Genomic DNA, 26302 nt, shown 5'->3' with positions numbered 1-26302 from the left:
TCTCCTTTAACCCAAATCACCAAAACGCACCTGCAGTGCGGTGATGGCGGTGAGTGCGGTAGTCTCTGTGCGCAAAACGCGAGGCCCCAACAGAATATCAGTAAACTGGTAGCGTGCGGTCATGGCAATTTCATCCGCCGACAGGCCGCCTTCCGGGCCAATCAGCAGGCGAACGCGTTCCACCGGTAGCGGCAGCGTGTTGATGCTGGCGCTGGCGCGCGGGTGCAGATTGAGCTTCAGCGCATCATCCTGCTCGGCGCACCACGCCTCGACGTCCACCGCCGGGCGAATTTCCGGAACCTGGTTGCGACCGCACTGCTCGCAGGCGGCAATCGCGATTTTTTGCCACTGCTGAATCTTCTTATTCAGACGCTCGGCATCCAGTTTAACGCCGCAGCGCTCAGAAAAAAGTGGCGTAATGAGGCTTACACCCAGTTCAATCGATTTCTGGATAGTAAATTCCATTTTATCGCCGCGCGACATCACCTGGCCTAAGTGAATATGGATAGGGGATTCGCGGTCATCGAGCGTGCTGCTCTGTATTTCAACCGTCACGTTCTTTTTACCGGCATCGGTGATAACGGCCTCAAAGACGTGATTGCTGCCGTCAAACAGCTGAATGGCCTGGCCTTTACCCATGCGCAAAACGCGCCCGACGTGATTCGCCGCATCTTCGCATAGGGCAACCTGCGTGCCGACGGTGAGTGATTCTGGGTGATAGATGCGAGGGATGCGCATAGTCTGAATTCCATCTGTGGCTACGCCCTCTCCGCCAGGAAGAGGGCAGGGCAAAATAACAATTGCCGCTAGTGTAGGTTAGCTCTTTTGCGCCTGGCAAGCCTGCAGCACATATGGATTATGGTTGCCCTGAATTTTGGCGATGCGCTGGTCGCGTTCGCACTCCCATTGGCTGACGGGATACATTTTGTCCCAGGCGTTGAACAGCTGGGTTTGCTGGCGGGAGAGCGTCAGCTGATAGCGGTCGCGCATATAGAAGTAGATACGGGCGATGGCGCCGCGTGAACGCTCCGGTGGCTCGGCGACTTTCTCTTTAAAGTCGACCTTCATCGCGCACTGGCCGTACTGGCCTTCGCCGCCGTTCCACTGCCCGTACATAAAGTTGCCGCGGTCACCATTCACCTCGCCGACGGCGGGCTGCAGGTTATGCATATCGCTCTCCATCTTGCGGTATTCCGGGTCTTTGGCACAGTTCTTCCGGCCGCCATCCTGCCAGCACTGGCGCTGATGGCCGAACTGCCATGCAGGCACGACGTGCTCCCACTCGACGCGGCTAGCGCGGTTTTCATTTTTACGCACTTTATAGCCACAGGATTCCAGATCGATAACGCCTTTCTTACCCTGCCAGTTAATTTTACAGCCGCAGTAGAAATCGCCGGGAACGTCGCTATTCACTTTTACGCCCGCGCTTTTCGCCTGGGAAAAACTGTTAATACTCTCGGCTAGCGCCTGTCCAGAGAGTGCTGCCGCGACAAACGCCACGGCAAAAGACAAATTACGGTACATCACGAACTCCATCTCAAAACGAGCCCGCAACGTAACGAATGTGGTTGTCAGATGCAATCAGTCAGGTCAGAAAACTTCCAGATATTTCCGTTAGTTACATTTCGGCAACTAATGGTTCGCCGCAGTGGACGCAGCGATAGGTGGCTTCACCGCGCACCACGCGATTATGGCGGCGAACGGTGAGCTGATGCTGCTGGCAGCGGCAGCGATAGGGGAAAGTATTTTTGCGCACGGACTCCAGCTCGAACTGATGGGTACGACGCGCCGGTACGCCGAGCACGCTCTCCATCATCCACTTCCACTCTTTGCCATGCGGCGCGACACGGCCAAAGTGCTTCCAGACCAGCAGGTGAGCCAGCTCGTGCGGTACCACTTCATCAATAAACGCCTGCTGATTTTCCTGTAGCAACACGGGATTGAGGCGAATTTCATACTGCTGAAGCCAGGCGGTACCCGCAGAGGTGCCGCGCTGCTGATAGACAAGCTTCGGTTCTGGGTAGTTACGCCCCAGCGCCTGATTGGCCTGAGCGAGTTTTTCCCGCAGGCTGCGCATGACGTTTTGCTGGACGGCGATAGGAATTCGAGGGGTTTTCATAACGGCTGAGGATAGAGCGTGAAGCAAGGTGGTGCAAGAGGAAGCTTCCTCCCTGGCGGGAGGAAGCGGGATGAAGGTTAGTCGCGTGCGCCAATTTCGCGCAGCGGACGGCCCTGCATCAGGTTACGTTCAATGTGTTCCAGAGAGACGTTTTTGGTTTCTGGAATCAGCCACAGGGTCAGGAAGATGAACAGCACGTTCAGGCCGCCGTATACCCAGAAGGTGTTGGCGCTGCCGAGCGAGTTCAGCATGGTCAGGAAGGTGGCCCCGACAATCATGTTCGCAATCCAGTTAGTGGCGGTAGAGCAGGTAATACCGAAGTCGCGGCCTTTCAGCGGCTGAATTTCAGAGCACAGTACCCAAATCAGCGGACCGGCGCTCATGGCGAAGCCAACGATAAACATCAGCAGCATCAGCACGGCGAAGTACTGGGCAACGGCGGAGTGAATACCGATGTGCATCATCGAGCCCAGCACGCCCATACCAACGGCCATCACGATAAAGCCAAGGATAAGGGTAGGTTTACGGCCCCAGCGGTCAACCAGACCAATGGCGATGAAGGTGGCCAGTACGTTGGTCAGGCCAACGATAACGGTACCCCACATCTGTTCAGTGGTGTTGGTGTAGCCTGCCAGTTCGAAGATTTTTGGTGCGTAGTACATGATGACGTTCATACCGGTGAACTGTTGCATCACCTGCAGCAGTACGCCAAGGAACACCGCGCGACGGAAGTTGCTGTTCTCTTTGAACAGCGCCCAGCCGCTCTGTTTCACCTTCAGGCTTTCACGGATTTCATCCAGTTCACGTTTGGCTTCGGCGCTGGTATCACGCAGACGCATCAGCACGCGCTCGGCATCGTTAAAGCGACGTTTTGCCGCGAACCAGCGCGGGCTGTCCGGCAGGAAGAATACGCCTATCAGCAGTAGTACCGCAGGGATGATGATAACGCCGAGCATCCAGCGCCATGCGCCGCTATAGCTGAACGCGGTGTCAGACAGGTACGCGCCGAGAATACCGATGGTGATCATCAGCTGGTACATGGAAATCATACTGCCGCGGATTTTCTCCGGCGCGATTTCAGACAAGTACAGCGGTGCGGTGTAGGAGGCCACACCGACAGCCAGACCGAGCAGTACGCGGGAAAGCAGCAGTACTTCAACGTTCGGCGCGGCGGCGGAGAACAGGGAACCGGCAACGAACAGGATCGCGCCGATCATCAGGCTTTTCTTACGGCCCAGCTTGAAGGAGAGCCAGCCGCTGCCGACTGCCCCTACCGCTGCGCCAAACATCATGGAACTGACCACCCACTCCTGCGTATGCGGGCTGAGTTGGAAATCGGTAGTAATAAAGGGCAATGCACCGGCAATAACGCCGATATCAAGGCCAAACAGCAGTCCGGCCAGCGCCGCTAAGAAGCAGACAAAGAAGGTCATTGTCTTGTTCGAGCGACCCTGTTTTTTATTGTTAGGCATGATGCTCTCCAATTGAGTCATTGATTCTATCGATGCTTAGGGTAGGAGAGTATGTAGTAAAAAAATGTGATTACAATCACGACTGTGTAATCGGTTACACTGCGGCTTAGGTTATGTTTTGGTTAAATTGTAATAAAATCATTAAGTTGATTGTGTTTCAGATAAAATGAAAAACTCAATAATGAGACTTTACTGAAACATGACGCATTAATATGAAAAGGTGTTTCATGGCTTATGATAAAGGCTTGTGTGGCGCGGAGTCATTAATGTAATCGCTTTCACAAAATTGTGTGTAACTGTAAATTGTTACGTAAAAGGAATGACTCCAGCCCTACAACTGGCATAAAAAAAGCCAGCACAAGGCTGGCTTTTATCAAAACGGGTAAACCTTATTTCAGGCCAGCCGCTTCGCGCAGCTGAGCTGCTTTGTCGGTTTTTTCCCATGGGAAGGTTTCGCGACCAAAGTGACCGTAAGCCGCCGTTTCTTTGTAGATCGGGTGCAGCAGGTCCAGCATCTGGATCAGGCCGTATGGACGCAGGTCGAAGAACTCGCGAACCAGCAAAATCAGTTGCTCAGCAGGCACTTTCTCGGTACCGAAGGTTTCCACCATGATGGAAGTTGGTTCAGCGACGCCGATAGCGTAGGAGACCTGAATTTCACAGCGGTCAGCCAGGCCAGCGGCAACGATGTTTTTCGCCACATAGCGCGCTGCGTAAGCTGCGGAACGGTCAACTTTAGAAGGATCTTTACCGGAGAATGCACCGCCACCGTGACGAGCCATGCCGCCGTAGGTATCCACGATGATTTTACGACCGGTCAGGCCACAGTCACCCATTGGGCCGCCGATAACGAAACGACCGGTTGGGTTGATAAAGAATTTGGTCGACGCGTTCAGCCATTCAGTAGGCAGAACGGGCTTGATGATCTCTTCCATCACTGCTTCTTGCAGGGATTTCTGATCGATGCTTTCAGCGTGCTGGGTAGACAGAACTACCGCATCAATGCCGACAACTTTACCGTCGTCGTACTGGAAGGTGACCTGGCTTTTCGCATCTGGACGCAGCCATGGCAGAGTGCCGTTTTTACGCACTTCAGCCTGACGCTGCACCAGACGGTGTGCGTAGGTGATTGGCGCTGGCATCAGCACGTCGGTTTCGTTGGTCGCATAGCCAAACATCAGGCCCTGGTCGCCAGCACCCTGTTCCAGCGGATCGGCACGGTCAACGCCCTGGTTGATGTCCGGAGACTGCTTACCGATAGCGCTCAGTACGGCACAAGAATTGGCATCAAAGCCCATATCAGAATGCACATAGCCAATTTCGCGAACGGTTTTACGGGTGATCTCTTCGATATCGACCCATGCGCTAGTGGTGATTTCACCACCGACCAGCACCATACCGGTTTTGACGTAGGTTTCACACGCTACGCGCGCTTTTGGATCCTGCTCGAGGATGGCGTCCAGCACGGCGTCGGAAATTTGGTCAGCGATTTTGTCAGGATGCCCTTCAGATACAGACTCGGACGTGAAAAGGTGTTTTGCCATATTTAATATCACCCAATGAGAATTTGGTTAGCTCAAACTGTTGTCTTGAATAATCACGATGGAAGATTATACCACGGACTTGATGGTTGCCGTCACTGGCAGTCTGAGTGTTAATCGGTATAGATGGATTAACATCTGGACGGCTATTTTAGGTCACATCTTCACCTCATTGCCAGTTTTTTTTGAGATAGCTCGCATTCTGTTGCAGTGGCTAACGGAAATTTTTCCTGACACCGCTGGCAATGCGCGCATTTATATTTTGCATTTTAGGTGGGTTATCGGTATAAAACGCCGCGCGCGGCTCATACAAAAAAGCACACGTCATTTTTCGTGTTGCCACTTCCAGCCGGGCTAAGACTTTTGCTTTGGCTTGAGGTTCGTCTTTCGAGGCGGCCGTGGAGGTGATACGAGATAATGAACCGTTGTATTCTGCTGATTCTACCGTGCCGTCCTGGCGCGACTATGTTCCCCGCAACCCCCCATTCTGCTTTGCATACCAGCCGATGTTATACCCATTTCGGCGCTTCTCAGGACTCCAGAGCCGGTAGGTAACTGAAGACTGAACAAGGGCGCTCTTGTCAAAACAAGAGTTTTCTCGTGGTTTCTCTGAACCGTCATAATGTGTTCAGGTGCTTGTTTTATAATGATATGAATAAGAAACCGGTCGCACAGTCGGAGCGTCAGCATGTTCTGCTGCCTATTCGGGCTGTATATGGGTTGTTATCGCAACGTCACGCTGCGATAGTAGTTAACTGTTTTACACTTGTTATAAATAATTGAGGTTCGCTATGTCTGACGACATTTCATTCGATTCGCATTCGTCAGCAGGCGAACGCGGTGTACTACGTTCCATGCAGGAGGTTGCGATGAGCTCCCAGGAAGCCAGCAAAATGCTACGCACATACAACATTGCCTGGTGGGGCAATAACTACTACGACGTCAACGAGCTTGGCCACATCAGCGTCTGCCCGGACCCGGATGTACCAGAAGCGCGCGTTGACCTCGCCGAGTTGGTAAAAGCCCGTGAAGCGCAGGGGCAGCGTCTGCCTGCGCTGTTCTGCTTCCCGCAGATCCTGCAGCATCGTCTGCGTTCGATTAACGCGGCGTTCAAACGCGCGCGTGAATCTTACGGCTACAACGGCGACTACTTCCTGGTTTACCCCATCAAAGTAAACCAGCATCGTCGCGTCATTGAATCGTTGATCCACTCCGGCGAACCGCTGGGTCTGGAAGCCGGTTCTAAAGCTGAATTGATGGCAGTGCTGGCGCATGCGGGCATGACCCGCAGCGTGATTGTCTGTAACGGCTATAAAGACCGCGAATACATTCGTCTGGCGCTGGTCGGCGAGAAGATGGGCCACAAGGTCTATCTGGTCATCGAAAAGATGTCCGAAATCGCCATCGTGCTGGAAGAAGCCGAGCGTCTGAACGTGGTACCGCGCCTTGGCGTGCGTGCGCGTCTGGCCTCTCAGGGTTCCGGTAAATGGCAGTCTTCCGGCGGCGAAAAATCCAAGTTCGGCCTGGCGGCAAACCAGGTGCTGCAACTGGTGGAAATTCTGCGCGAGCGTGGTCGTCTGGACAGCATCCAGTTGCTGCACTTCCACCTCGGTTCGCAGATGGCGAACATTCGCGATATTGCCACCGGCGTGCGTGAATCCGCCCGTTTCTACGTTGAGCTGCACAAGCTTGGCGTGAACATTCAGTGCTTCGACGTGGGCGGCGGCCTGGGCGTGGACTACGAAGGTACCCGCTCGCAGTCCGACTGCTCTGTGAACTACGGCCTGAACGAATATGCCAACAACATCATCTGGGCGATTGGCGATGCGTGCGAAGAGCACGGCCTGCCGCACCCGACGGTGATTACCGAATCTGGTCGTGCGGTCACCGCGCACCACACGGTGCTGGTGTCTAACATCATCGGCGTTGAGCGTAGCGAACACACCGAAGCGACGCCGCCGGCTGCCGATGCGCCGCGTGCGCTGCAAAGCATGTGGGAAACCTGGCAGGAGATGCACGAGCCGGGCAACCGCCGCTCGCTGCGCGAATGGCTGCACGACAGCCAGATGGACCTGCACGATATTCACGTCGGCTACTCTTCAGGCACCTTTAGCCTGCATGAGCGCGCGTGGGCCGAGCAGCTTTATCTGAACATGTGCCATGAAGTGCAGAAACAGCTCGACCCGAGCAACCGCGCGCACCGTCCGATTATCGACGAACTCCAGGAACGTATGGCGGATAAGATTTACGTCAACTTCTCTCTGTTCCAGTCGATGCCGGATGCGTGGGGTATCGATCAGCTGTTCCCGGTGATGCCGCTGGAAGGGCTGAATCAGGCGCCGGAGCGCCGCGCGGTGCTGCTGGATATCACCTGTGACTCCGACGGTGCGATTGACCACTACGTCGACGGCGACGGGATTGCGACCACCATGCCAATGCCGGAATACGACCCAGAGAACCCGCCAATGCTGGGCTTCTTTATGGTGGGGGCATATCAGGAGATCCTCGGCAACATGCACAACCTGTTCGGCGACACCGAGGCGGTTGACGTGTTTGTCTTCCCTGACGGCAGCGTGGAAGTTGAGCTGTCTGACGAAGGCGATACCGTGGCGGACATGCTGCAGTACGTGCAGCTAGATCCAAATACCCTGCTGACGCAGTTCCGTGACCAGGTGAAAAACACCGATCTCGACGCTGAGTTGCAGCAGCAGTTCCTGGAAGAGTTTGAAGCCGGTTTGTACGGCTATACTTATCTGGAAGACGAGTAACGGTAATTGCCCGGTGGCGCTGCGCTTACCGGGTCTGCATCTGTAGGCCGGATAAGGCGAAGCCGCCATCCGGCATTGACGATGTCTGCTTGAATCCGTACAAAATAACGGCGATAATTTGCCACAAATATGCAGTTACCAAATCAATCCCTTCCTCGTCGGGCCTAACGACGCGGAGGGGATTTTTTTTTACAGTGATTTTAAAAGAGGTCAGCACATGAGCACCTTAGGTCATCAATACGATAACTCCCTGGTTTCCAACGCGTTTGGTTTTCTTCGTCTGCCGATGAACTTCATGCCGTACGACAGCGACGCGGATTGGGTCATTACTGGCGTACCGTTTGATATGGCGACCTCAGGTCGTGCCGGTGGCCGTCACGGCCCGGCGGCCATTCGTCAGGTTTCCACTAACCTGGCCTGGGAGCACAACCGCTTCCCGTGGAACTTCGACATGCGCGAGCGCCTGAACGTGGTTGACTGCGGTGACCTGGTTTACGCTTTCGGCGACGCCCGTGAGATGAGTGAAAAACTGCAGGCGCATGCGGAAAAACTGCTGGCGGCCGGTAAGCGCATGCTCTCCTTCGGCGGTGACCACTTCGTCACGCTGCCGCTGCTGCGCGCGCACGCTAAGCACTTTGGCAAAATGGCGCTGGTGCACTTCGATGCCCACACCGACACCTACGCTAACGGCTGTGAATTTGACCACGGCACCATGTTCTTCACCGCGCCGAACGAAGGCCTGATCGACCCGAACCACTCCGTGCAGATTGGTATTCGTACCGAGTTCGACAAAGACAACGGCTTCACCGTACTGGACGCTGGTCAGGTGAACGATCGTACCGTGGACGACATCATCGCGCAGGTTAAGCAGATCGTTGGCGATATGCCGGTCTACCTGACCTTTGACATCGACTGCCTGGATCCTGCTTTTGCACCGGGTACCGGTACGCCGGTGATCGGCGGTCTGACGTCCGATCGCGCCATTAAACTGGTTCGCGGCCTGAAGAATCTGAACATCGTTGGGATGGACGTGGTGGAAGTGGCTCCGGCCTATGACCAGTCCGAGATCACCGCACTGGCGGCGGCGACCCTGGCGCTGGAAATGCTCTACATCCAGGCAGCGAAAAAAGGCGAATAAGTTTTAAACGCCTACTGCTGCTGCGCGACGCATGCGCAGCAGCAGTATCCCTCCGGCAAGTAGCGTCACAATCTGCGATGCCACCAGAACCGAAAATCCCGAGCTGACCGACCCCACCGACTTCATCACGATACCCATCAGCAGCGGAATAAACGCCGCACAGATATTGCCAATGCCGTTAATGATCCCATAGGCGCTTCCCACGGCTTCCCGCGCGGCGTAATGCTGCACGACGGCAGGGATAGCCGCCCCCTGTAGTCCCCAGAAGACGTTTGCCGATAGCATAAACAGCGCCAGCCAGGCAGGCTGATGGCTGAGCATCAGCGCCAGCACGGAGAGCGCGGTTAGCAATCCACCGATGACAAACAGCACCGGAGCTTGTTCCGGGCGCATTTTGTCGAGCAGCACGCCACCGAGGAACTTGGAGCCGAGGCTCAGTAAGAACGGTATGGCGGCCAGAAAACCGGTGGCATGCAGTGAAAAATGGTGCTCATCGCGCAGCCAGGCGGGAAGCCAGGCGCTGCTGCCCCATAAATAACTGAGGGTGGCAATCTCGACCAGCAGGATCCAGCCGAGCAGGGGCGTTCTTAAGGCCAGAGTGAATGTCTCTTTGATGCCCGACTTTGCTCGCGTTGCCGCGGCGCGCGGTGCCGGAAGAAAACGCCAGATGAGCCCGCCGCCTAGCACCAGATTGAGTACCGCCAGCGCGTAAAAAGAGCCCATCCAGCCCAGATTTGCCATCAGCCAGGTGACCAGCGGGAAGCCCACCGCCAGCCCCAGCGAAACCCCCAGCGCGGTAACGGCGTTGGGTTTGCCAATTTCATCAGCGTTAAAGTTATCGCTGATGAAGCGCGTCTTGAGCGAGAACAGCGGCCCTTCGGCAACGCCCAGAATCACGCGTGCAATCAGCATGCCCATCAACGAGCCGAGCAGCGGTGACACGGCGCACACCACCGCCCACACGGCAATGCTACCCAGCAGTCCCTGTCGGTAATTCCAACGACTTTCAATCACTGGCGTTAACAGTAAAGCCGAGAATCCATAACCCAGAAGAAAGAATGTCATTAACATTCCTTGTAACATTCTGTTTTCATTTAACTGAAAATGAGCGGCAAAATCAGGGTTAAGAATCATCACCGAGATATTTACGCGATCGACGTAAGAAATAATTATTAATAACAGTATTGCGATTGTGCCTTGCCATCTTGCCGTCATCACTTCCACCTTAATAGATTTTTAAGTTTATATTTTTATCTATGAAACTATCACGTTCCTAAAATGGTTCATATATGAAACTCATTGTATTTTAAGGATAAAATTTCAATTTGTTTCACTGGTGAAACCATGAAATAGCTTCGGTTTATAATTTTTTAGAGGGCAATTACCTCAAAAGTCAATATCTATTCTTAAAAATGACAGACCATCAATAAAATGTATTTCTCACTTGCCGGATGATGAAAATTTCATATCGCTGCATTTTTTCGTGATCGTTTGCACACTTAGCTAATTAAATACCTATTGATTAACAAGTTCGTCACATTGGCGCTTGACGAAACATTCATCGCTTTTATATTGACCGTATTAAATAAGAAACAGAGTTTCATATATGAAACAAAAGCCTGGAGGATCGCGATGAGCTGGATAGGCGTGTGTGATGCAGAGCAAGTACAGGAAGATTTCCCTTTTAGCGGCAACGTCGAAGGTAAAGAGATCGGCGTTTATTTGATTGACGGTGAGTACTACGCGCTGGAAGACGTATGCCCGCATGCCTATGCGCTGCTGAGCCAGGGTTTTGTCGAGGACGGCAAAGTGGAGTGCCCGCTGCACGAGGCGGTTTTTGATGTCAAAACCGGGCAGTGCCTGCATGGCCCCGGCGGGCGCAACCTCAACCGCTACCCGGTTCGGGTATTTGAAAACCAAATCCAGATTACGTTTATCGAGGAGACCGTGGCATGAGTGACACCCTGGACTTTAACCCCGCGCTGCCGGAAAGCCGTCAGTTTGCCCCACCGGCGGAAGGCGGAAACGGCGCCATCCATAAACCGGGCGACTACAGCAATCTGATTTGGCAGACCCGCAGCCGTATTCCGGAAAACTGGGAGTTGAAGCTTATCGCCACGCTGGAAGAACTGTTCGAGCAAGGGGCTGAAACGCTGACAGAGCTGGTGAACGGGCTTAACGCCAGTAAAATGCACGACCAGCAGGGCGAGCCGTGGAGCGACGCGAGCTTCGAAGCATTCTTACAGGTTAACGGCTACTGAGGGCAAGGCGATGACGACAACCGTACAACATTATCTCGACAAAGGCCTGCGCGGCCTTTGGTATCCGGTACTGTCCAGCTGGGAAGTGCAGTCCGCCCCGGTGGGGATCACCCGTCTTGGCGAGCAGATCGTGGTCTGGCGTAACAAGGACGGTCAGGTTCAGGCGCTGGAAGATCGCTGCCCGCACCGCGGTGCGCGCTTGTCGATGGGCTGGAACCTCGGCGACCGCATTGCCTGCTGGTATCACGGTGTAGAAGTCGCCGGCAACGGCGAAGTGAAAGATGTCCCCGCCGTCGATAAATGCCCGCTGGTGGGCCAGCAGTGCGTGCGCAGCTACAACGTACAGGAAGCACACGGCGCTATTTTTCTGTGGTTCGGCGTGACAGCCGACCAGCAGCCGGATGAACTGAGCTTCCCGGCAGAGCTGGCTGACACCGAAAACTACAGCAACTTCCTGTGTACCGCCGCGTGGAAATGCAACTACCAGTACGCGCTGGAAAACGTCATGGATCCGATGCATGGCACCTATCTTCACTCATCATCGCACTCGATGGCAGAAGGTGACCGCAAGGCTGATATGGTGCTGCAACCGACCAAAACGGGCTTTGTTTTCGAGAAAAAAGGCCAGACCGGCGTCAACTTTGACTGGGTTGAGCTCGGCAACAGCGGCGCGCTGTGGATGCGTCTCTCCATTCCTTATAAAAAACGTTTCGGGCCGGGTGGTCACTTCTTTATCGTCGGCATGGTCGTGCCGGAAGACAACGATAACTGCCGCGTCTTCTTCTGGCGTATCCGCCGCGTGCAGGGCTGGCAGCGTGATATGTGGCGCTTCATGTACCGCAATCGCCTGGAAAAACTGCACTGGGAAGTGCTCGAGCAGGACCGGGTGGTGCTGGAGTGTATGGCACCGGATGCGCGCGATCATGAGTACCTTTATCAGCACGACGTTGGCCTTTCCCGTCTGCGTCGCATGATGCAAAAAGCGGCGAAAGAGCAGTTGGCCGTTCGCGAGCAGCAGCAGGGAGCCGCCTGATGAATGGCCTGCTGAACGGCAAGCGTATCGTCGTCACCGGTGCCGCTCGTGGGTTGGGGTATCACTTCGCCCAGGCCTGCGCCGAGCAAGGTGCGGCGGTGGTGATGTGCGACATCCTTGAAGGTGAATTGGTCGAGAGCGCCCACCGTCTGCGAGAGCAGGGCTACACGATCGAATCACACGTTATCGATCTGGCGAATACCGCGTCAATCGACGCGGTATTCAGCGCCGTCGGTGCGGTGGGGCCAATCGATGGTTTGGTGAACAACGCGGCGATGGCCACCGGCGTCGGCGGGAAAAATATGATCGACTACGATCCGGATCTCTGGGATCGCGTCATGACCGTTAACGTAAAGGGCACCTGGCTGGTGACCCGTGCGGCGGTACCGCTGCTGCGCGAAGGCGCGGGGATCGTCAACGTTGCTTCCGATACCGCACTGTGGGGCGCGCCGCGGCTGATGGCCTACGTCGCCAGCAAAGGGGCGGTGATTGCGATGACCCGCTCGATGGCCCGCGAACTGGGTGAAAAACGGATTCGCATCAATGCCATTGCGCCGGGACTGACCCGCGTCGAGGCGACGGAATACGTTCCAGCGGAGCGCCATCAGCTGTATGAAAACGGTCGCGCGCTGACCGGCGCACAGCAGCCGGAAGATGTCACCGGCAGCGTGGTATGGCTGCTTAGCGATTTGTCGCGGTTTATTACCGGGCAACTGGTGCCGGTCAACGGCGGCTTTGTCTTTAACTGAGTGTCGGAGTCGAAATGGCAAACTGTCAGGAAGTGAAATATCTGGTACCGGGGCTCGAGCGCGGATTGCAGCTGCTGCTGGCCTTCGGCGAGCAGCATCGCGAAATGACGTTTGCCGAGCTACACCGGCTGGTGGATATGCCAAAGGCAACCGCCTATCGGGTGGTGCAGACGCTGGAATACATGGGGTTTCTGGAGCGTAACACCCGCACCAATACCTTCTCGCTGGGGATGAACGTGCTGCGTCTGGGCTTTGAGTACATTGCGTCGCTGGATGTGGCGCAGGTGGGGCAACCGGTGATTGAGCAACTGCGTGATACCAGCCAGTGCAGCAGTCATCTGGCGATCCGCGACGGGCGCGACATCATCTATATTGCCCGCGTCAGCGCCGCGGGTTCGCGTATCAACCAGGTGAGCATTGGGACTCGCTTACCGGTCCACTGTACCTCGTTGGGCCGTATGCTGCTGACCGACCTGAGCCGCGCTGATTTTGAACAGTTGTTCCCGAACGAGCGCCTGCCGGGCAATACGCCGGGCCAGTTGCAGGAGCGTGAAGCGTTATGGCAGATGGTGCAGCAGGATAAAGCGCGTGGCTACGTTATCGGTGAATCGTTCTACCGCCACGGTATCTCTTCCATCGTGTACCCGGTGTACGACCGCAGCGGCAAAGTAGCGGCGGTGGTGAGTATCCTGGTGCCATCGGAAGAGATCCCGCAAAGCTGTCGTGAACGGCTGCAAAACGAGGTAAGTCTGGCGGCGGATAAAATTTCCGGCTTCCTGGGGCATCTCTCTAAAGCGAGCTAAATCAATTAATTAACTCCAGGCGCTTGACGGCGTCGGGCATGTTTTACGCCTAAATTCGGGCGATGAACGGTAAATGAGGCAACGAACGATGAGCGTAATCGGAATTGAAAAGCTGGAATTTGGCGTCGACAGCCTGACGCACTGCGCCAAATTTATGCGCGACTTTGGCCTGAAGGGCGATGCCAGCGGCCAGCGTTTTACCACCCAGAGCGGCGCGCGCGTCGAGCTAAACCCGACGGAAAGCCCGGATCTTCCTCCGGCATTTGAAGCGGGTAATACCTTGCGGCGCATGACCTGGGCGGTCGCCAGCGCACAGGCGCTGGAAGCATTAAAGCCAAAACTCGCCCAGCAGCCGGGCTTTCGTGAGGTGGATGGCGCCCTGGAGTGCCGCGACCCGAACGGCATGACTTTACGGGTGCAGGTGACCGAGCAGGTGCCGGTTGAGCTGAACGTTGAGCCGATTAACCAGTGGGGCGATGCGCGCCGCATTGATACGCCGAGCCCAGTCTACAGCAGCGCGGAGCCTATCAACGTCGGTCACGTGGTGTTCTTCGTTGAGGAGCTAGCGGCGGTAGAAGCATTCTACCGCGAGGTGCTGGGTTTCCAGGTGTCCGACCGCTACATCAACCGCGCGGTATTCCTGCGCTGCGGAGCTCGCGGTGGCCACCATAATCTCTTTTTACTGCAACTGCCAAACCGCAAGCGCGGCCTTAACCACGTGGCCTTTACCGTGCGCGATATCCACGAAGTGATCGGCGGCGGCATCGCCATGAACAAAAATGCCTGGAGCACCTTTATCGGGCCGGGCCGCCATCCGGTATCGTCGGCCTACTTCTGGTACGTCAACAGCCCAACCGGCGGCGCGTTTGAGTACTACACCAACGACGACTACCTGACGGAAAACTGGCAGCCGCGCGAGCTGGAGCATTCGCTGGTCTCCTTTACCGAGTGGGCGGTGGAAGGTGGGATCGATCACGACACGCGTCGCCAGCAGAAGAAGACGGAGGTCGTATGACGTCGCGCATTGTGATTATCGGCGGCGGCCAGGCGGGCGGCTGGGCGGCGAAAACGCTGCGCGATGAAGGCTTCGACGGTGAGATTTGTGTGGTGGCGGAAGAGGCGTGGGATTTCTACGAGCGCCCGCCGCTCTCTAAAGCCACCCTGCTGGAGCCAGATGCCGCATTGCCGCGCCTGTTCAGTGAAGATGTGCAGCAGGCGCTGAACCTGAACTGGTATCGCCCGCTGCGGGCCGAGGCCATTCATCGCGACACAAAAACGGTCGCCTTAAGCAACGGTGATTCGCTTCACTATGACCAGCTATTGATTGCTACCGGCGGTCGGGCGCGTGTGCCGGGAAATGCGTGGGCAGCACATACACAGGTGTACACCCTGCGTCACTGGCAGGATGCGCAGCAGCTGAAAGGGCGTCTGGCAGCCTGCAAAACGCTGGCGATTGTCGGCGGCGGCTGGATTGGGCTCGAAATTGCTGCTTCTGCGCGTAAAAGCGGTGTGGCGGTAACGCTGTTCGAGCAGCAGCCTGCGCTCTGTATGCGTTCGGTGAGTGCCGATGTCTCTGCACGTCTGGCAGAGATGCATCGCGAACAGGGCGTCGATATCCGTACCAGCTGTGGCGCGCTGGAGCTTGAAGATAATCACGGCCTGCCGACAATCCACTGCGACGGGCAGCGTGAAACGTTTGATGCAGTGGTGGTGGGGATTGGCGTCACGCTTAATCTTGAGCTGGCAGCCGACGCGGGCCTGAATATCAACCACGGGGTAGTCGTTGATGCGCAGGGGCGGACATCGGACCCGGCTATTTTCGCCGCTGGCGACGTGGCGGAGCATCACCAGTACGGCCTGTGCATTCAGTCGTGGGCTTTTGCGCAGAATCAGGCGGTGGCAACGGCAAAAGCGATGCTCAATGCCGATGCCGCCGGGTATGACGAAGCGCCCTGGCTGTGGTCGGATCAATACCAGCACAACATCCAGATCCTCGGGATACCGCAGGCGGGTAGCAAAACTGTCGTCCGTGAAAACGCGCTCTTCTTCTCGCTGGATGATAACGGGCGACTGACGCAACTGGTGGCGTTTAACGATGCGCGCACCGTGAAGCTGGCGAAACGCTGGATGGCCGCTGGACGGGATCTGTCAGACGTTCCGCTCGCTGACCCAACCTTTTCACTGATGTCATTGCGATAACCAACTCGCACCCTCAGGGGGGATAAATGGCCACATTCGAGACGAACACCGCGCCTGTATCGGCGAGCGGTGAGGGGATCTGTACGCCTGAAAAAGCGGTTCGCTGGGCGATTCCTCTATCGCTGCTGTCCTGCGTGCTGCTGGCTTTTTTCGACAAAATTAGCATTGCCGCGCTGTTTACTGACGGCCATTTTCAACAGGCGATGGGCATTGATTTTGATACCACTCGCCTCGGCATTCTGATGAGCGCTTTTTTGCTGAGCTACGGTTTTTCCTCGATATTTTTAAGCGGACTGGGCGACAAAATCGCGCCGTTGCGCTTGCTCACCGGCATGATGGCGGTGTGGTGTGTGCTGATGGTGGCGATGGGTTTTACCCATAACTACACCCTGATGATCGTACTGCGCATCCTGCTCGGCGTTGCCGAAGGGCCGCTGTTCCCACTGGCCTTTGCCATTGTCCGCCACAATTTCCCGCAGCACCTGCAGGCTCGGGCTACCATGCTGTGGCTGCTCGGTACGCCGGTTGGCGCGGCGATTGGATTCCCGTTGTCCATATGGTTACTGAATACGTTTGGCTGGCAGAGCACGTTCTTCGTGATGGCCATGCTGACCGTACCGGTGCTGATTTTTGTGCGTATTGGTCTGCGCGGCATCCGCCTTGACGTCAAGCCTGCCAGTGCGCAGGCGACGCAGGAGGTGCGCCGGGCGGCGCGCCGCGAGCTATTTGTCAGCCTGCACTTCTGGATTATCTGCATCTTTAACATCGCGTTTCTTACCTACCTATGGGGCATAAACGGCTGGCTGCCGGGCTACCTGATTAAAGGTAAAGGCATTCATCTTGAGCACGCAGGCTGGCTGTCGTCGATGCCATTCATCGCCATGCTGGCGGGGGAAGTGATTGGCGCCTGGTTGTCGGACCGCGTCGATAAACGCGCGGCGGCCTGCTTTATCTCGATGGCGGGTGCGGGCGTGGGGCTGGCGGTAGTGATGCATCTCGATACCCCGCTGGCAATTATCGCGGCGATGAGCTTCAGCACCTTCATGTGGGGAACCGGTGCCCCGAATATTTTCGCGCTGCTGGCGAAGGCTACCCATCCAAGGGTGAGTGCTACCGCCGGTGGCATCTTCAACGGGCTGGGAAACTTTGCCGGGGCGCTGTCGCCTGCGGTGATGGGGGCGCTCATTGCCTTTACCCACAGCATGGATTCCGGGCTGATTTTTCTGGCGGTGATGGCGGCGGTGGGCTGCCTCCTGTTACTGCCGCTGCTGAGACGTTACTGAGGAGAGTGTCATGACAGATTCAACCGTAACCGCAAAACCAGGCATTAAACCTGACAACCTGACGATGGAAGAGTGGATCGAATCACGCATCGCCCGTTTTGAAGGCCGCAAGTACGACTGGAACGCGCTGAAGTTCCAGGCCGACTATGACCCGAAATACCGCCGCGCGCAGATGCGCTATATCGGCACTGGGGCGACCGGCGTGGTGAGCGACACCAACACCGTGGCGGCCGAGCACTTTACCTTCTCCACCATGGTGCTGCCGTCGAAATGCGAAGGGCCTTTGCACCTGCACGACGATGTGGAAGAGGTGTTCTTCATGCTGAAAGGCCAGATAACCCTGATGATTCAGGATGGCGATAGCTATATCGAAACGATCCTGCGGGAGCGTGACCTGATCTCCGTTCCGGCGGGTATTTACCGCGGGCTGTTTAACCACGGCGAAGAAGAGGCGCTGATGTGCGTGATGCTGGGCACCAAAAAACCAGAAACGCCGACCTACCCGGCCGATCATCCGCTGTCAAAAGTGAAGCGGAACTAAGGAGACGCTATGACGGATTTTCGTGAACAGGGTAGCGGTATTCCGCTGATGCTGCTGCACGGTATCAGCTCCAGCGCGGCCTCATGGCATAAGCAGATGGCGCTGACGGGCTTCCGCGTAATGGCCTGGGATATGCCCGGTTATGGCGAAAGTCCGATGCTTGATGTGGCGCGGGCCAACGCCGGCGATTATGCCGATGCGTTGGCTGCTCTGATCGATAGCGCAGGCGTCGAGCAGGCGGTGCTGGTGGGCCATTCGCTCGGTGCGCTGGTGGCCAGCGCCTTTGCGGCGAAATACCCCAACCGCGTGCTGCATCTGGTGCTGGCGGATCCGGCGCAGGGCTATGGCCAGAGCACGCCGGAACAGCGTGAACAGATCTGGCGCAGTCGCGAACAGCAAATGGCGCTGGGAGGGAACGTGCTGGCGCAAACCCGGGCGGCGAAGCTGCTGCATCCCGCCGCGCGTGAAGTGGATATCGCCACCGTCGCAGCAGGCATGCGCAAACTGCGCGCGGAGGGCTATCTCGCCGCCGCGTGGATGCTGGCGCACGACGACATTCACGGTTGGCTGTCGCGCTATGGCGGCGCATTTGAAGTCTGGTGCGGCGAGCAGGATGCCATCACCCAACCAGAACGAGTACATGGGCTGGCGATACGTTACGGCATGCCGTTCACCGCGATTCCACTGGCTGGACACGCCAGCTATCTCGATAACGATACGTTTTTTAATCAACTGCTTTTACGAATTAAACACGAGGTGCGCGATGAATGCACAAATTGAAGGGCGCGTTGCGGTGGTCACCGGCGGGTCTTCCGGTATTGGTTTTGAAACGCTGCGCCTGTTAATGGGCGAAGGGGCGAAGGTGGCTTTCTGCGGACGCGATCCCGACCGCCTTGCCAGCGCTCACGCTGCGCTGCAAAACGAATATCCCGAAGGTGAGGTGTTTTCATGGCGCTGCGACGTACTGAAAGCCGAAGAGGTGCAGGCGTTTGCTGAAGCGGTGAAAGCCCATTTTGGCCCGGCGGATATGTTGATTAATAACGCAGGCCAGGGCTACGTCGCGCACTTTGCCGATACCCCGCGCGAGGCGTGGCTGCATGAAGCGGAACTCAAGCTGTTTGGCGTGATTAACCCGGTGCAGGCGTTTTTACCACAGCTTGAACAGTCGGATATCGCCTCGATTACCTGCGTGAATTCGCTGCTGGCACTTCAGCCGGAAGAGCACATGATTGCCACCTCGGCTGCCCGAGCGGCGCTGCTCAACATGACCCTTACGCTGTCAAAAGATCTGGTGGAAAAAGGCATTCGCGTGAACTCCATTCTGCTTGGCATGGTGGAGTCCGGGCAGTGGCAGCGACGGTTTGCCAACCGCAGCGATAAGAACCAGAGCTGGCCTGAGTGGACGGCGGATATCGCCCGCAAGCGTGGTATCCCGATGGCCCGTCTCGGCAAGCCGCAAGAGCCCGCTCAGGCGCTGTTATTCCTGGCGTCACCGCTGGCCTCCTTTACCACCGGCGCGGCGCTGGATGTCTCCGGCGGCTTTTGCCGTCATCTGTAAGGAAGCCTCATGAAAAAGATCATGTTAATTGGCTATGGCGCGATGGCGCAGGCGGTGATTGAACGCCTTCCGCCGCAGGTTGCTATTGGTTGGATTGTGGCGCGTGAGACCCACCACGCGGCTATTCGTGAGCAGTTTGGCGATGCGGTAACGGCACTGACGTCTCCGGTTGACTGTGCTGATGCGCCGGATCTGGTGCTGGAGTGTGCAAGCCAGCAGGCGGTCGCGCAGTTCGGCGAAGCGGTGCTGACGCGTGGCTGGCATCTGGCGGTGATCTCCACCGGCGCACTGGCGGATAGCGCGCTTGAACAGCAGCTGAAAAATGCGGGTGGCACGCTAACGCTGCTTTCCGGCGCGGTGGCGGGGATAGACGGGCTGGCGGCAGCGAAAGAGGGCGGGCTCGAGCGCGTCACCTACCGGTCGCGCAAAAGTCCAGCCAGCTGGCGCGGCAGTTATGCCGAGCAGCTTATCGATCTCAGTGCGGTCTCGGAAGCTCAGGTTTTCTTTGAAGGCAGCGCGCGTGAAGCGGCACGGTTATTCCCGGCCAATGCTAACGTCGCCGCCACCGTGGCGCTCGGCGGCGTGGGGATGGACGAGACCCGCGTTCAACTGATGGTCGACCCCGCCACGAAACGCAATACCCATACCCTGCACGTTGAAGGGATGTTTGGTGAATTTCATCTGGAGCTGAGCGGACTGCCGCTGGCCAGCAACCCAAAAACGTCCACCCTGGCAGCGTTAAGCGCAGTGCGCGCCTGCCGTGAGCTGGCGCAACGCTGAGAGGCTCAAATGGATGAATTAAAAATATTTGTCGGCGGCCACTGGCGTCACGGTGGCGGCGAGGTGATGCAGAGCACTTTCCCTGCGGATGGCTCCCTCAATGCCACGCTGCACGCGGCGAGCCTCGAGGATCTCAATGACGCTATCGAATACGCAGATAGCGCGTGGCGTGAACCGAGCTGGCGCAACATGCTGGCGCATCAGCGCGCGAAGATCCTGCACAAAGTGGCGGATGACATTGAAGGCCGCCTCGACGATCTGGCGCGCATGCAAAGCTCTGACAACGGCAAACCGCTGGCGGAAGCCCGCGGGCTGGTGATGAGTGCTGCGGCAACCGCCCGCTACTTTGCGGCTGCCTGTGAGCTGCTAGAGGGCGAGCTGCCAACGCCGCGCCAGCCGGATCTGTTAACGCTAAGCCGTTATGAAGCGATTGGCGTGGTGGCGGCAATTACGCCGTGGAACTCGCCGATTGCCAGCGAAATGCAGAAAGTGGCACCGGCGATTGCCGCGGGCAATGCGGTGATCCTCAAGCCCGCAGAAGCCACACCGCTGATGGCGCTGGAGCTGGCGAGAGTCTTCGAGCGAGCGGGTTTACCCGCAGGCCTGCTGAGCGTGCTCCCGGGCAAAGGTTCGGTGATTGGTGATGCGCTGGCACGCCATCCGAAGGTACGCAAAATTTCGTTTACCGGCGGTACCACCACCGGTCGTCATCTGGCGCACGTGGCGGCAGAAAAGCTTATCCCGACCTCGCTGGAGCTGGGGGGAAAATCACCGACCATCGTGCTGGAAGACGCCGACATTGAGCAGGCGGCACGCGGCATCTGCTACGGCATTTTTAGCTCGGCCGGGCAGGCGTGTATTGCGGGCTCGCGGTTGTTTATCCATGAACAGGTTTATGCCCCGCTGATGGCGCGTTTGCTCGAGTTAACGCGGGGTCTGCGCGTCGGCCATCCCTTCAGCCGTGACACGCACGTAGGCCCGCTGATTAGCGAGGCGCACCGCCAGCGCGTGCTGGAGTACGTGGAACTGGCGAAGCAGGAAGGCGGTCGCGTGCTGTGCGGCGGTGAGATCCCGGCCGATCCCGCGCTGGCGGCAGGCAGTTTCTTGCAGCCTACGATCCTGGAGGGGCTGAAGAATAGCGATCGCGCCTGTCAGGAGGAGATCTTCGGGCCGGTGCTGGTGGCGATGGCTTTTCGCGATGAAGAGGCGCTGATTCGCGACGCTAACGATTCGGTGTACGGGCTGGCGGCGGGGATCTGGACGCGGGATGCCGGGCGTGCGCTACGCCTGAGCGAGCGGCTTGAAGTTGGCACGGTGTGGATTAACACCTACAAAGTTTTCTCCATTTCGACCCCGTTTGGGGGCTTTAAAGAGAGCGGTCTGGGCCGCGAAAAGGGCATTCAGGGGCTGAAAGCCTGGATGCAACAAAAGAGCATTTATCTGGCGACGGGTAATAGCGTTAACCACTGGTGCGACTAAGAAAGGGTGAGTAATGAGCGAAATGATAACCGTCGGCGACGCCATCGCCAGAACGCTGGAGCAGTATCACGTTGAGGCCATTTACGGCGTCATCTCTATCCACAACCTGCCGATTGCCGATGCGGTGGGGCAGCGCGGAAATATCCGTTTTGTTCCGGCGCGCGGCGAAGCGGGGTCGGTCACCATGGCCGATGCTCATGGTCGTTTCTCTGGGCTTGGCGTCGCGCTGACCAGCACCGGGGCGGGGGCGGGTAACGCGGTTGGCGCGCTGGTAGAAGCCATGAACGCCTGCACGCCGATGCTCCACTTAACCGGTCAGGTGGAAAAAGCGTGGCTGGATGCGGATACCGGATTTATCCACGAGACTCGCGACCAGTTGACGTTCCTCAAGGCGAGTTCAAAGCGGGCTTACCGCATCAGCAACGCTAATCAGGCAATAGCGATTTTGCATAAAGCGATTCAGGAAGCTCAGACGCCGCCGTGCGGGCCGGTGTCGGTTGAAATCCCGATTGATATTCAGAGCGCTAAAATTCCCGCTTCGCTGGTGACGGCGCCGGTGAAGGCGCTGCCGACGGTTGACGTAGAGAGTCGCGTGGTGGACGAGCTGTGGTCGCAGCTCAAACAGGCGAAGCTGCCGCTGCTGTGGCTGGGCGGCGGCGCGCTGGGTTGCGCAGAAGCGGTGAAAAAGCTGGCCGATGCCGGGGTGACGGTTATCTCCAGCACCCACGCGCGCGGCGTGCTGCCGGATAGTCATCGCGGCAGCCTGCGTGCGTTCCATAACTCGCCGTCTATTGAAGCGGTGATTTCGGCCTGTGATTTTACGCTGGTGGCAGGGTCGCGTCTGCGTAGCAATGAAACGCGCTCCTGGACGCTGGAACTGCCGCATCCTCGGGTACAGATTGATATCGACCCAGCGGCGGCTAGCCGTAATTACCTGATGGACAACACCATTATTGCCAACTGTTCTGCGCTGCTCTCTGCGTTAGCGGAGAAAGTGCAGGGGCGTGAATGGGGCAATGCACAGTGGGATGCGCTGGTGGGCAGCGCCGTGACCAAGGCCGAACAGGATCTGCGCGCGCAGTGCGGTGAGTATGCGAAGCTCAACGATGCTATCGCCAATGCGCTGCCGGAAGATGGCCTGCTGGTGCGCGATATTACCGTTTCCGGCAGCCTGTGGGGGAGCCGATTGTTTCGTGCAAACGGCCCGCTGATGAATATTCACTCCCTGGCGGGGGCGATTGGTATGGGGCTACCGATGGCGATTGGTACCGCGATTGCTAATCCGCAGCGCAAAGTGGTGGGGCTGGTTGGTGACGGCGGCCTGAGCCTCAATCTGGGGGAACTGGCGACGCTGGCGCAGGAGAAAGCCAACGTGACGCTGCTTATCATGAACGATGGCGGCTACGGCGTGATGCGCGGTATTCAGGATAAGTATTTCGGCGGTCGGCAGTATTACAACGAGCTGCATACGCCGGACTTTACGCTGCTGGCGCAAGCGATAGGCTTACAGGCATGGAGCGTGGATCGCGCAGAGGATTTTAACGCCGTGATGACGGAAGCGTTGGCGATGCCGGGGCCGTCAGTTATCGAAGTAAAAATGGGACAGATTGGCGCGCTGAAATTTGCGGGCCCGCCTCAGAAAACGCTGTACTGAAAATGAAAACGCCCTCTCCGTTAGCGGAGAGGGCGTTTAGCATCAGAACGCGTTAAACGGGTACTCGACGTAAACGCGAACTTCATTCCCGCTGACGTTGTAGTCGCTGGCGTTGCTGGATACACGCAGCACCGAATAACGAACTTTAAACTTCAGATCTTTCGCGGGGCCGTCCTGGACCTGGTACTGCACCTGGTTAAACCACTCGTGCTCTTTACCGTTGTTGGTTTCTGCCGTTTTGATGTTATCGCCGCGAACGTATGCGGTGGTCCAGCTTAAGCCCGGTAAGCCTAGGCCGCCAAAGTCCAGCGCATAAGACGCCTGCCATGAACGTTCGTCTTCACCGTTAAAATCAGACCAGTAAGAGTTCGCCAGCCAGATGGTGTTACCGCCGTCGCCGACGCCGCCCTGATTCTGGTAGCTGCCGTAGTGATAGCCGGTGCTGCCGCTGCTCTGCTGGTAGGCAATTTTGAAGGTGTGGATATCCCAGATATAGCTGGTAGCAAGGCTCCAGATGCTGTTGCTGCGGCCGGTATCGAGAGAGTCAGCGTATTCCTGATCCAGGCGAGAGTTATAGCCGTTGAAGTCGAAGACCAGCTTCTGATCGGTCGCCAGCGGCTGCGCGTAGTTCAGGCCGAGGTACTGCTTGTTCAGCACGTCTTCAACGTTAGAGGCGTACAGCGCGCCGCTCAGCTGGTCGTTAAACTGATAGCTCGCGCCGCCGAAGGTAATGCTCTTCAGGCCGCTGTTGTGGCTGTCGTCGCTTTTACGCTGCTCGTCGGTGAAGTAACCAGCGTTCACTTCCAGACCGTCAATCTCTTTGGAGGTCAGCATGGTCCCGGTGAAGGTTTCATACAGCAGGCGCGAATCGTCGGCGTAGAGAATCGGTAACGCTGGGCGCTGGGTACCGTAGCTCAGCACGGTATTGGAGAAGCGCATTTTGGCGGTCGCACCGAATTTGGCTAAATCAGATTTTGCCCGGCCGTCGTTATCCTGGGCGAAAAAGTCGATGCCGCCCGCACCGCTGTTCCCACGGCCGCCGTCCAGGCGCACGCCGTACTGGGCGATACCGTCTACGCCGAAGCCGATAGGGCCCTGAGTGAAGCCGGATTCAAAGGTCGCGATAAAACCCTGACCCCATTCGCTCTTATCATGTAGCCCATCGCGATAATCACGTTTGATATACGCGTTACGCAAGAAGAGATCCAGATGGCTGTCATCAATAAAACCCTGGCTGTCGGATTGCTGGCTCGCAAAAGCTGGCGCAGAGGCAATAATACTTAAAGCAATTAACGTTAATTTCTTTTTCACGGAGGGAACTTCTCTGTTTATCTGACGGTCGAATTGTGTTGTTACAATTCAGATATTCGCCTGAATAAGTGTCAAAAGCAATCATTGTATGAATGGATGTGTCGCTGGGACGTATCATGCAGGGCGCGCCATGACTGGCTTTACTAAACCCCTCTGGACTATTTAAAAATAAGGTAAAAGAACTTCCTGAAAGGTAAATAATATAATTTTGATTTGATATTCAGGATAAGTGTTTGAGTGCGGCGGGGTTGGTTTATATATTTGACCGATGTGACATCTACGTATATTTAACGGTTCGTGCGCTTAAATTATCAATTCATGCCGTTTAGCCATTATTAATATTTTTTGCTTATCAAAGCAAGAGGGGCAATATTGCCCCTCTGAATAATTATTTAATGCCGTCCGCCTGTAAGCGATCGCGAATGTGCTGGGCACGCGCCTGAGAAGCCGGGTGATCGTCAAACATTGAGCTTTGACGACCATCTTCGAGTTTAGATAACTTCTCGAAGCTGGTGGCAAGCCCGGTCGGATTGATCCCTCGCTTGCGCAGCAGATCATAAGAGTAGTCATCGGCTTCCGATTCCTGACGCTGGGAGAACTGCGAGTTCACCAGTTTTTCGCCAAGATCGCCAAGCTGTGACTGCGACAAGCTGCCCACGATGCCGCCAGCGGATGCCGCCGCTGCGCGCAGGGCGTTGGTGCCAATCGCCACCTGCATCCCTTTCTTCACGTGGCCGAGTGCAACGTGGCCCATTTCGTGGCCAACTACGGCTTCGACTTCATTATCATTCATCAGATCCATCAGGCCGCTATACACGCGGATACAGCCGTTGGCCATGGCGAAAGCGTTGACGTCTTTCGCCACGTAGACTTTGTAGTTCACCGGCTGACCGTTAATGTTATCGCCAAGCGCCGCCGCTATCTTATTGAGTCGCTGTACATAAGCGCTGTCTGCCGGTGCGATGGTAGCCTTACTGTCCATGTCCTTACAGGCTTGGTCGCTTAGCGCCTGAACCTGTTGATCGCTCAAGGAAAATGCCTGCAAAGCGCCGGTACTTGAGCTCAATAAACCATTTGAATCCATATTCTGACAGCCGCTTAGCAGTAAAGTCGCGCCAAACGCCAGAATCGCCGCCCGTTTCTTCATGAGATTGCTTCCAAAGTCGTTTATCTGAAAATGCTCCGGAACTGCACCACCAGAGTTAGGCGTAAGTATAAAGAATATCGCGGCTTTCGAGCGAGTGGATTACATCTTGTTAACCTCTGTTCCAGAGATTTCTGAAGTGGCAAAAGGATGCTCCATGTACATGCTTTGTCGCATAGGTTACATTGTTGACACTTTTTTCTGGCATAGCCCGTAACGTGCGCCTCTCGTGACGTTAGGGTTGCCTTCAACAGTCCGAACTGGAGTCAAAATGTCCTCACGTAAAGAGCTTGCTAATGCTATTCGTGCGCTGAGCATGGACGCAGTACAGAAAGCCAATTCCGGTCACCCGGGTGCCCCTATGGGTATGGCTGACATTGCCGAAGTCCTGTGGCGTGATTTTCTGAACCATAACCCGCAGAACCCGTCCTGGGCTGACCGTGACCGCTTTGTGCTGTCTAACGGTCAC

At 56.6% G+C, this 26302-nt stretch carries 27 protein-coding genes; 19 read left to right on the top strand and 8 right to left on the bottom strand.

Annotated elements, in window-relative coordinates; translation table 11 throughout:
* Nucleotides 1-6 precede the first annotated feature (6 nt).
* From rsmE to metK, 5 genes are all read right to left on the bottom strand, one after another.
* The gene (gene rsmE, locus GKAS_RS03500) at nt 7-738 is read right to left on the bottom strand and encodes a 16S rRNA (uracil(1498)-N(3))-methyltransferase (RefSeq protein WP_035892022.1); all 732 of its coding nucleotides are present in this window, start codon (nt 736-738) and stop codon (nt 7-9) included.
* A gap of 78 nt (nt 739-816) precedes the next feature.
* Nucleotides 817-1524, bottom strand: coding sequence for a deoxyribonuclease I (gene endA / locus GKAS_RS03495; RefSeq protein WP_035892021.1), 708 nt, complete (start codon nt 1522-1524; stop codon nt 817-819).
* A gap of 94 nt (nt 1525-1618) precedes the next feature.
* Complete coding sequence (locus GKAS_RS03490) at nt 1619-2119, bottom strand: SprT family zinc-dependent metalloprotease (protein ID WP_072011338.1); 501 nt, start codon at nt 2117-2119, stop codon at nt 1619-1621.
* Between the two features lie 77 nt (nt 2120-2196).
* Nucleotides 2197-3591 carry a sugar porter family MFS transporter gene (locus tag GKAS_RS03485; RefSeq protein ID WP_035892019.1) on the bottom strand — a complete coding sequence of 465 codons (1395 nt, stop codon included), beginning with the start codon at nt 3589-3591 and terminating at the stop codon, nt 2197-2199.
* Nucleotides 3592-3980: 389 nt separating this feature from the next.
* A complete protein-coding gene (gene metK / locus GKAS_RS03480) occupies nt 3981-5135 on the bottom strand; it encodes a methionine adenosyltransferase (RefSeq protein ID WP_035892018.1) in 1155 nt (384 codons plus the stop codon).
* 414 nt (nt 5136-5549) lie between these two features.
* Between metK and GKAS_RS25500 the strand changes: the two genes are divergently transcribed.
* The 4 genes from GKAS_RS25500 to speB all read left to right on the top strand — a co-directional run bounded on the left by GKAS_RS25500 (nt 5550) and on the right by speB (nt 9038).
* A complete protein-coding gene (locus GKAS_RS25500) occupies nt 5550-5687 on the top strand; it encodes a hypothetical protein (protein WP_423788524.1) in 138 nt (45 codons plus the stop codon).
* Nucleotides 5688-5783: 96 nt separating this feature from the next.
* Entirely contained in the window at nt 5784-5915 is a 132-nt protein-coding gene (gene yqgB / locus GKAS_RS23615; protein ID WP_147281523.1) for an acid stress response protein YqgB, read from the top strand.
* Nucleotides 5916-5923: 8 nt separating this feature from the next.
* A complete protein-coding gene (gene speA / locus GKAS_RS03470; RefSeq protein ID WP_072011337.1) occupies nt 5924-7900 on the top strand; it encodes a biosynthetic arginine decarboxylase in 1977 nt (658 codons plus the stop codon).
* A gap of 217 nt (nt 7901-8117) precedes the next feature.
* Nucleotides 8118-9038 (top strand): agmatinase, encoded by a 921-nt coding sequence (speB, locus tag GKAS_RS03460; protein ID WP_035892014.1) that lies wholly within the window; start codon nt 8118-8120, stop codon nt 9036-9038.
* 3 nt (nt 9039-9041) lie between these two features.
* On the opposite strand, the gene GKAS_RS03455 is transcribed toward speB, so the two are convergent.
* A complete protein-coding gene (locus GKAS_RS03455) occupies nt 9042-10253 on the bottom strand; it encodes an MFS transporter (protein ID WP_035892013.1) in 1212 nt (403 codons plus the stop codon).
* A 417-nt stretch (nt 10254-10670) separates the two neighbouring features.
* On the opposite strand from GKAS_RS03455, the gene GKAS_RS03450 reads away from it, so the two are divergent.
* The 14 genes from GKAS_RS03450 to GKAS_RS03385 all read left to right on the top strand — a co-directional run bounded on the left by GKAS_RS03450 (nt 10671) and on the right by GKAS_RS03385 (nt 23378).
* On the top strand, nt 10671-10994 hold the full coding sequence (locus GKAS_RS03450) for a Rieske (2Fe-2S) protein (RefSeq protein WP_035892012.1): 324 nt from the start codon (nt 10671-10673) through the stop codon (nt 10992-10994).
* A complete protein-coding gene (locus GKAS_RS03445) occupies nt 10991-11299 on the top strand; it encodes a recombinase-like helix-turn-helix domain-containing protein (protein WP_035892011.1) in 309 nt (102 codons plus the stop codon). The genes GKAS_RS03450 and GKAS_RS03445 overlap by 4 nt, the downstream gene beginning before the upstream one ends.
* A gap of 10 nt (nt 11300-11309) precedes the next feature.
* Nucleotides 11310-12332: an aromatic ring-hydroxylating oxygenase subunit alpha gene (locus GKAS_RS03440; RefSeq protein WP_035892010.1), complete on the top strand. Its 1023-nt coding sequence runs from the start codon at nt 11310-11312 to the stop codon at nt 12330-12332.
* The gene (locus GKAS_RS03435) at nt 12332-13081 is read left to right on the top strand and encodes an SDR family oxidoreductase (protein ID WP_035892009.1); all 750 of its coding nucleotides are present in this window, start codon (nt 12332-12334) and stop codon (nt 13079-13081) included. The genes GKAS_RS03440 and GKAS_RS03435 overlap by 1 nt, the downstream gene beginning before the upstream one ends.
* A 14-nt stretch (nt 13082-13095) precedes the next feature.
* Nucleotides 13096-13884, top strand: a complete 789-nt coding sequence (locus GKAS_RS03430) for an IclR family transcriptional regulator (protein WP_035892008.1) — start codon at nt 13096-13098, stop codon at nt 13882-13884.
* An 88-nt stretch (nt 13885-13972) separates the two neighbouring features.
* Nucleotides 13973-14899, top strand: coding sequence for a VOC family protein (locus GKAS_RS03425; RefSeq protein ID WP_035892007.1), 927 nt, complete (start codon nt 13973-13975; stop codon nt 14897-14899).
* A complete protein-coding gene (locus tag GKAS_RS03420; RefSeq protein WP_035892006.1) occupies nt 14896-16083 on the top strand; it encodes an NAD(P)/FAD-dependent oxidoreductase in 1188 nt (395 codons plus the stop codon). Before GKAS_RS03425 ends, GKAS_RS03420 begins: the two co-directional genes overlap by 4 nt.
* A 26-nt stretch (nt 16084-16109) precedes the next feature.
* Nucleotides 16110-17366, top strand: coding sequence for an MFS transporter (locus GKAS_RS03415; RefSeq protein ID WP_035892005.1), 1257 nt, complete (start codon nt 16110-16112; stop codon nt 17364-17366).
* Between the two features lie 10 nt (nt 17367-17376).
* Nucleotides 17377-17907, top strand: coding sequence for a cupin domain-containing protein (locus GKAS_RS03410; RefSeq protein WP_035892004.1), 531 nt, complete (start codon nt 17377-17379; stop codon nt 17905-17907).
* Nucleotides 17908-17916: 9 nt separating this feature from the next.
* The gene (locus GKAS_RS03405; RefSeq protein WP_035892003.1) at nt 17917-18687 is read left to right on the top strand and encodes an alpha/beta fold hydrolase; all 771 of its coding nucleotides are present in this window, start codon (nt 17917-17919) and stop codon (nt 18685-18687) included.
* Nucleotides 18671-19465 carry an SDR family oxidoreductase gene (locus GKAS_RS03400; protein WP_035892002.1) on the top strand — a complete coding sequence of 265 codons (795 nt, stop codon included), beginning with the start codon at nt 18671-18673 and terminating at the stop codon, nt 19463-19465. The genes GKAS_RS03405 and GKAS_RS03400 overlap by 17 nt, the downstream gene beginning before the upstream one ends.
* Nucleotides 19466-19474: 9 nt before the next feature.
* Nucleotides 19475-20245: an aspartate dehydrogenase gene (locus tag GKAS_RS03395; RefSeq protein WP_035892001.1), complete on the top strand. Its 771-nt coding sequence runs from the start codon at nt 19475-19477 to the stop codon at nt 20243-20245.
* A 9-nt stretch (nt 20246-20254) separates the two neighbouring features.
* Nucleotides 20255-21724 (top strand): aldehyde dehydrogenase, encoded by a 1470-nt coding sequence (locus GKAS_RS03390; protein ID WP_035892000.1) that lies wholly within the window; start codon nt 20255-20257, stop codon nt 21722-21724.
* A 13-nt stretch (nt 21725-21737) separates the two neighbouring features.
* Nucleotides 21738-23378 (top strand): thiamine pyrophosphate-binding protein, encoded by a 1641-nt coding sequence (locus tag GKAS_RS03385; RefSeq protein WP_035891999.1) that lies wholly within the window; start codon nt 21738-21740, stop codon nt 23376-23378.
* A 42-nt stretch (nt 23379-23420) separates the two neighbouring features.
* Here GKAS_RS03385 and GKAS_RS03380 read toward each other — a convergent pair whose 3' ends face one another.
* Both GKAS_RS03380 and loiP read right to left on the bottom strand, forming a co-directional pair.
* Nucleotides 23421-24689 (bottom strand): OprD family porin, encoded by a 1269-nt coding sequence (locus tag GKAS_RS03380; RefSeq protein WP_035891998.1) that lies wholly within the window; start codon nt 24687-24689, stop codon nt 23421-23423.
* Nucleotides 24690-25077: 388 nt separating this feature from the next.
* Complete coding sequence (loiP, locus tag GKAS_RS03375; RefSeq protein WP_035891997.1) at nt 25078-25836, bottom strand: metalloprotease LoiP; 759 nt, start codon at nt 25834-25836, stop codon at nt 25078-25080.
* A 268-nt stretch (nt 25837-26104) separates the two neighbouring features.
* Between loiP and GKAS_RS03370 the strand changes: the two genes are divergently transcribed.
* Nucleotides 26105-26302, top strand: a 198-nt coding sequence (locus GKAS_RS03370) for a ribulose-phosphate 3-epimerase (protein WP_035891996.1), incomplete at its 3' end; no start/stop codon positions are given.

The sequence above is a fragment of the Kluyvera ascorbata ATCC 33433 genome (assembly GCF_000735365.1).
In the GTDB taxonomy this organism is placed as follows: domain Bacteria; phylum Pseudomonadota; class Gammaproteobacteria; order Enterobacterales; family Enterobacteriaceae; genus Kluyvera; species Kluyvera ascorbata.
This window is presented reverse-complemented; position numbering and strand designations above follow the sequence as displayed.

What these genes read in the sequence shown, in the direction of transcription:
- rsmE (WP_035892022.1), bottom strand. Translation starts at nt 738, where the DNA reads ATGCGCATCCCTCGCATCTATCACCCAGAATCACTCACCGTCGGCACG.
- endA (WP_035892021.1), bottom strand. Translation starts at nt 1,524, where the DNA reads ATGTACCGTAATTTGTCTTTTGCCGTGGCGTTTGTCGCGGCAGCACTC.
- GKAS_RS03490 (WP_072011338.1), bottom strand. Translation starts at nt 2,119, where the DNA reads ATGAAAACCCCTCGAATTCCTATCGCCGTCCAGCAAAACGTCATGCGC.
- GKAS_RS03485 (WP_035892019.1), bottom strand. Translation starts at nt 3,591, where the DNA reads ATGCCTAACAATAAAAAACAGGGTCGCTCGAACAAGACAATGACCTTC.
- metK (WP_035892018.1), bottom strand. Translation starts at nt 5,135, where the DNA reads ATGGCAAAACACCTTTTCACGTCCGAGTCTGTATCTGAAGGGCATCCT.
- GKAS_RS25500 (WP_423788524.1), top strand. Translation starts at nt 5,550, where the DNA reads ATGAACCGTTGTATTCTGCTGATTCTACCGTGCCGTCCTGGCGCGACT.
- yqgB (WP_147281523.1), top strand. Translation starts at nt 5,784, where the DNA reads ATGAATAAGAAACCGGTCGCACAGTCGGAGCGTCAGCATGTTCTGCTG.
- speA (WP_072011337.1), top strand. Translation starts at nt 5,924, where the DNA reads ATGTCTGACGACATTTCATTCGATTCGCATTCGTCAGCAGGCGAACGC.
- speB (WP_035892014.1), top strand. Translation starts at nt 8,118, where the DNA reads ATGAGCACCTTAGGTCATCAATACGATAACTCCCTGGTTTCCAACGCG.
- GKAS_RS03455 (WP_035892013.1), bottom strand. Translation starts at nt 10,253, where the DNA reads ATGACGGCAAGATGGCAAGGCACAATCGCAATACTGTTATTAATAATT.
- GKAS_RS03450 (WP_035892012.1), top strand. Translation starts at nt 10,671, where the DNA reads ATGAGCTGGATAGGCGTGTGTGATGCAGAGCAAGTACAGGAAGATTTC.
- GKAS_RS03445 (WP_035892011.1), top strand. Translation starts at nt 10,991, where the DNA reads ATGAGTGACACCCTGGACTTTAACCCCGCGCTGCCGGAAAGCCGTCAG.
- GKAS_RS03440 (WP_035892010.1), top strand. Translation starts at nt 11,310, where the DNA reads ATGACGACAACCGTACAACATTATCTCGACAAAGGCCTGCGCGGCCTT.
- GKAS_RS03435 (WP_035892009.1), top strand. Translation starts at nt 12,332, where the DNA reads ATGAATGGCCTGCTGAACGGCAAGCGTATCGTCGTCACCGGTGCCGCT.
- GKAS_RS03430 (WP_035892008.1), top strand. Translation starts at nt 13,096, where the DNA reads ATGGCAAACTGTCAGGAAGTGAAATATCTGGTACCGGGGCTCGAGCGC.
- GKAS_RS03425 (WP_035892007.1), top strand. Translation starts at nt 13,973, where the DNA reads ATGAGCGTAATCGGAATTGAAAAGCTGGAATTTGGCGTCGACAGCCTG.
- GKAS_RS03420 (WP_035892006.1), top strand. Translation starts at nt 14,896, where the DNA reads ATGACGTCGCGCATTGTGATTATCGGCGGCGGCCAGGCGGGCGGCTGG.
- GKAS_RS03415 (WP_035892005.1), top strand. Translation starts at nt 16,110, where the DNA reads ATGGCCACATTCGAGACGAACACCGCGCCTGTATCGGCGAGCGGTGAG.
- GKAS_RS03410 (WP_035892004.1), top strand. Translation starts at nt 17,377, where the DNA reads ATGACAGATTCAACCGTAACCGCAAAACCAGGCATTAAACCTGACAAC.
- GKAS_RS03405 (WP_035892003.1), top strand. Translation starts at nt 17,917, where the DNA reads ATGACGGATTTTCGTGAACAGGGTAGCGGTATTCCGCTGATGCTGCTG.
- GKAS_RS03400 (WP_035892002.1), top strand. Translation starts at nt 18,671, where the DNA reads ATGAATGCACAAATTGAAGGGCGCGTTGCGGTGGTCACCGGCGGGTCT.
- GKAS_RS03395 (WP_035892001.1), top strand. Translation starts at nt 19,475, where the DNA reads ATGAAAAAGATCATGTTAATTGGCTATGGCGCGATGGCGCAGGCGGTG.
- GKAS_RS03390 (WP_035892000.1), top strand. Translation starts at nt 20,255, where the DNA reads ATGGATGAATTAAAAATATTTGTCGGCGGCCACTGGCGTCACGGTGGC.
- GKAS_RS03385 (WP_035891999.1), top strand. Translation starts at nt 21,738, where the DNA reads ATGAGCGAAATGATAACCGTCGGCGACGCCATCGCCAGAACGCTGGAG.
- loiP (WP_035891997.1), bottom strand. Translation starts at nt 25,836, where the DNA reads ATGAAGAAACGGGCGGCGATTCTGGCGTTTGGCGCGACTTTACTGCTA.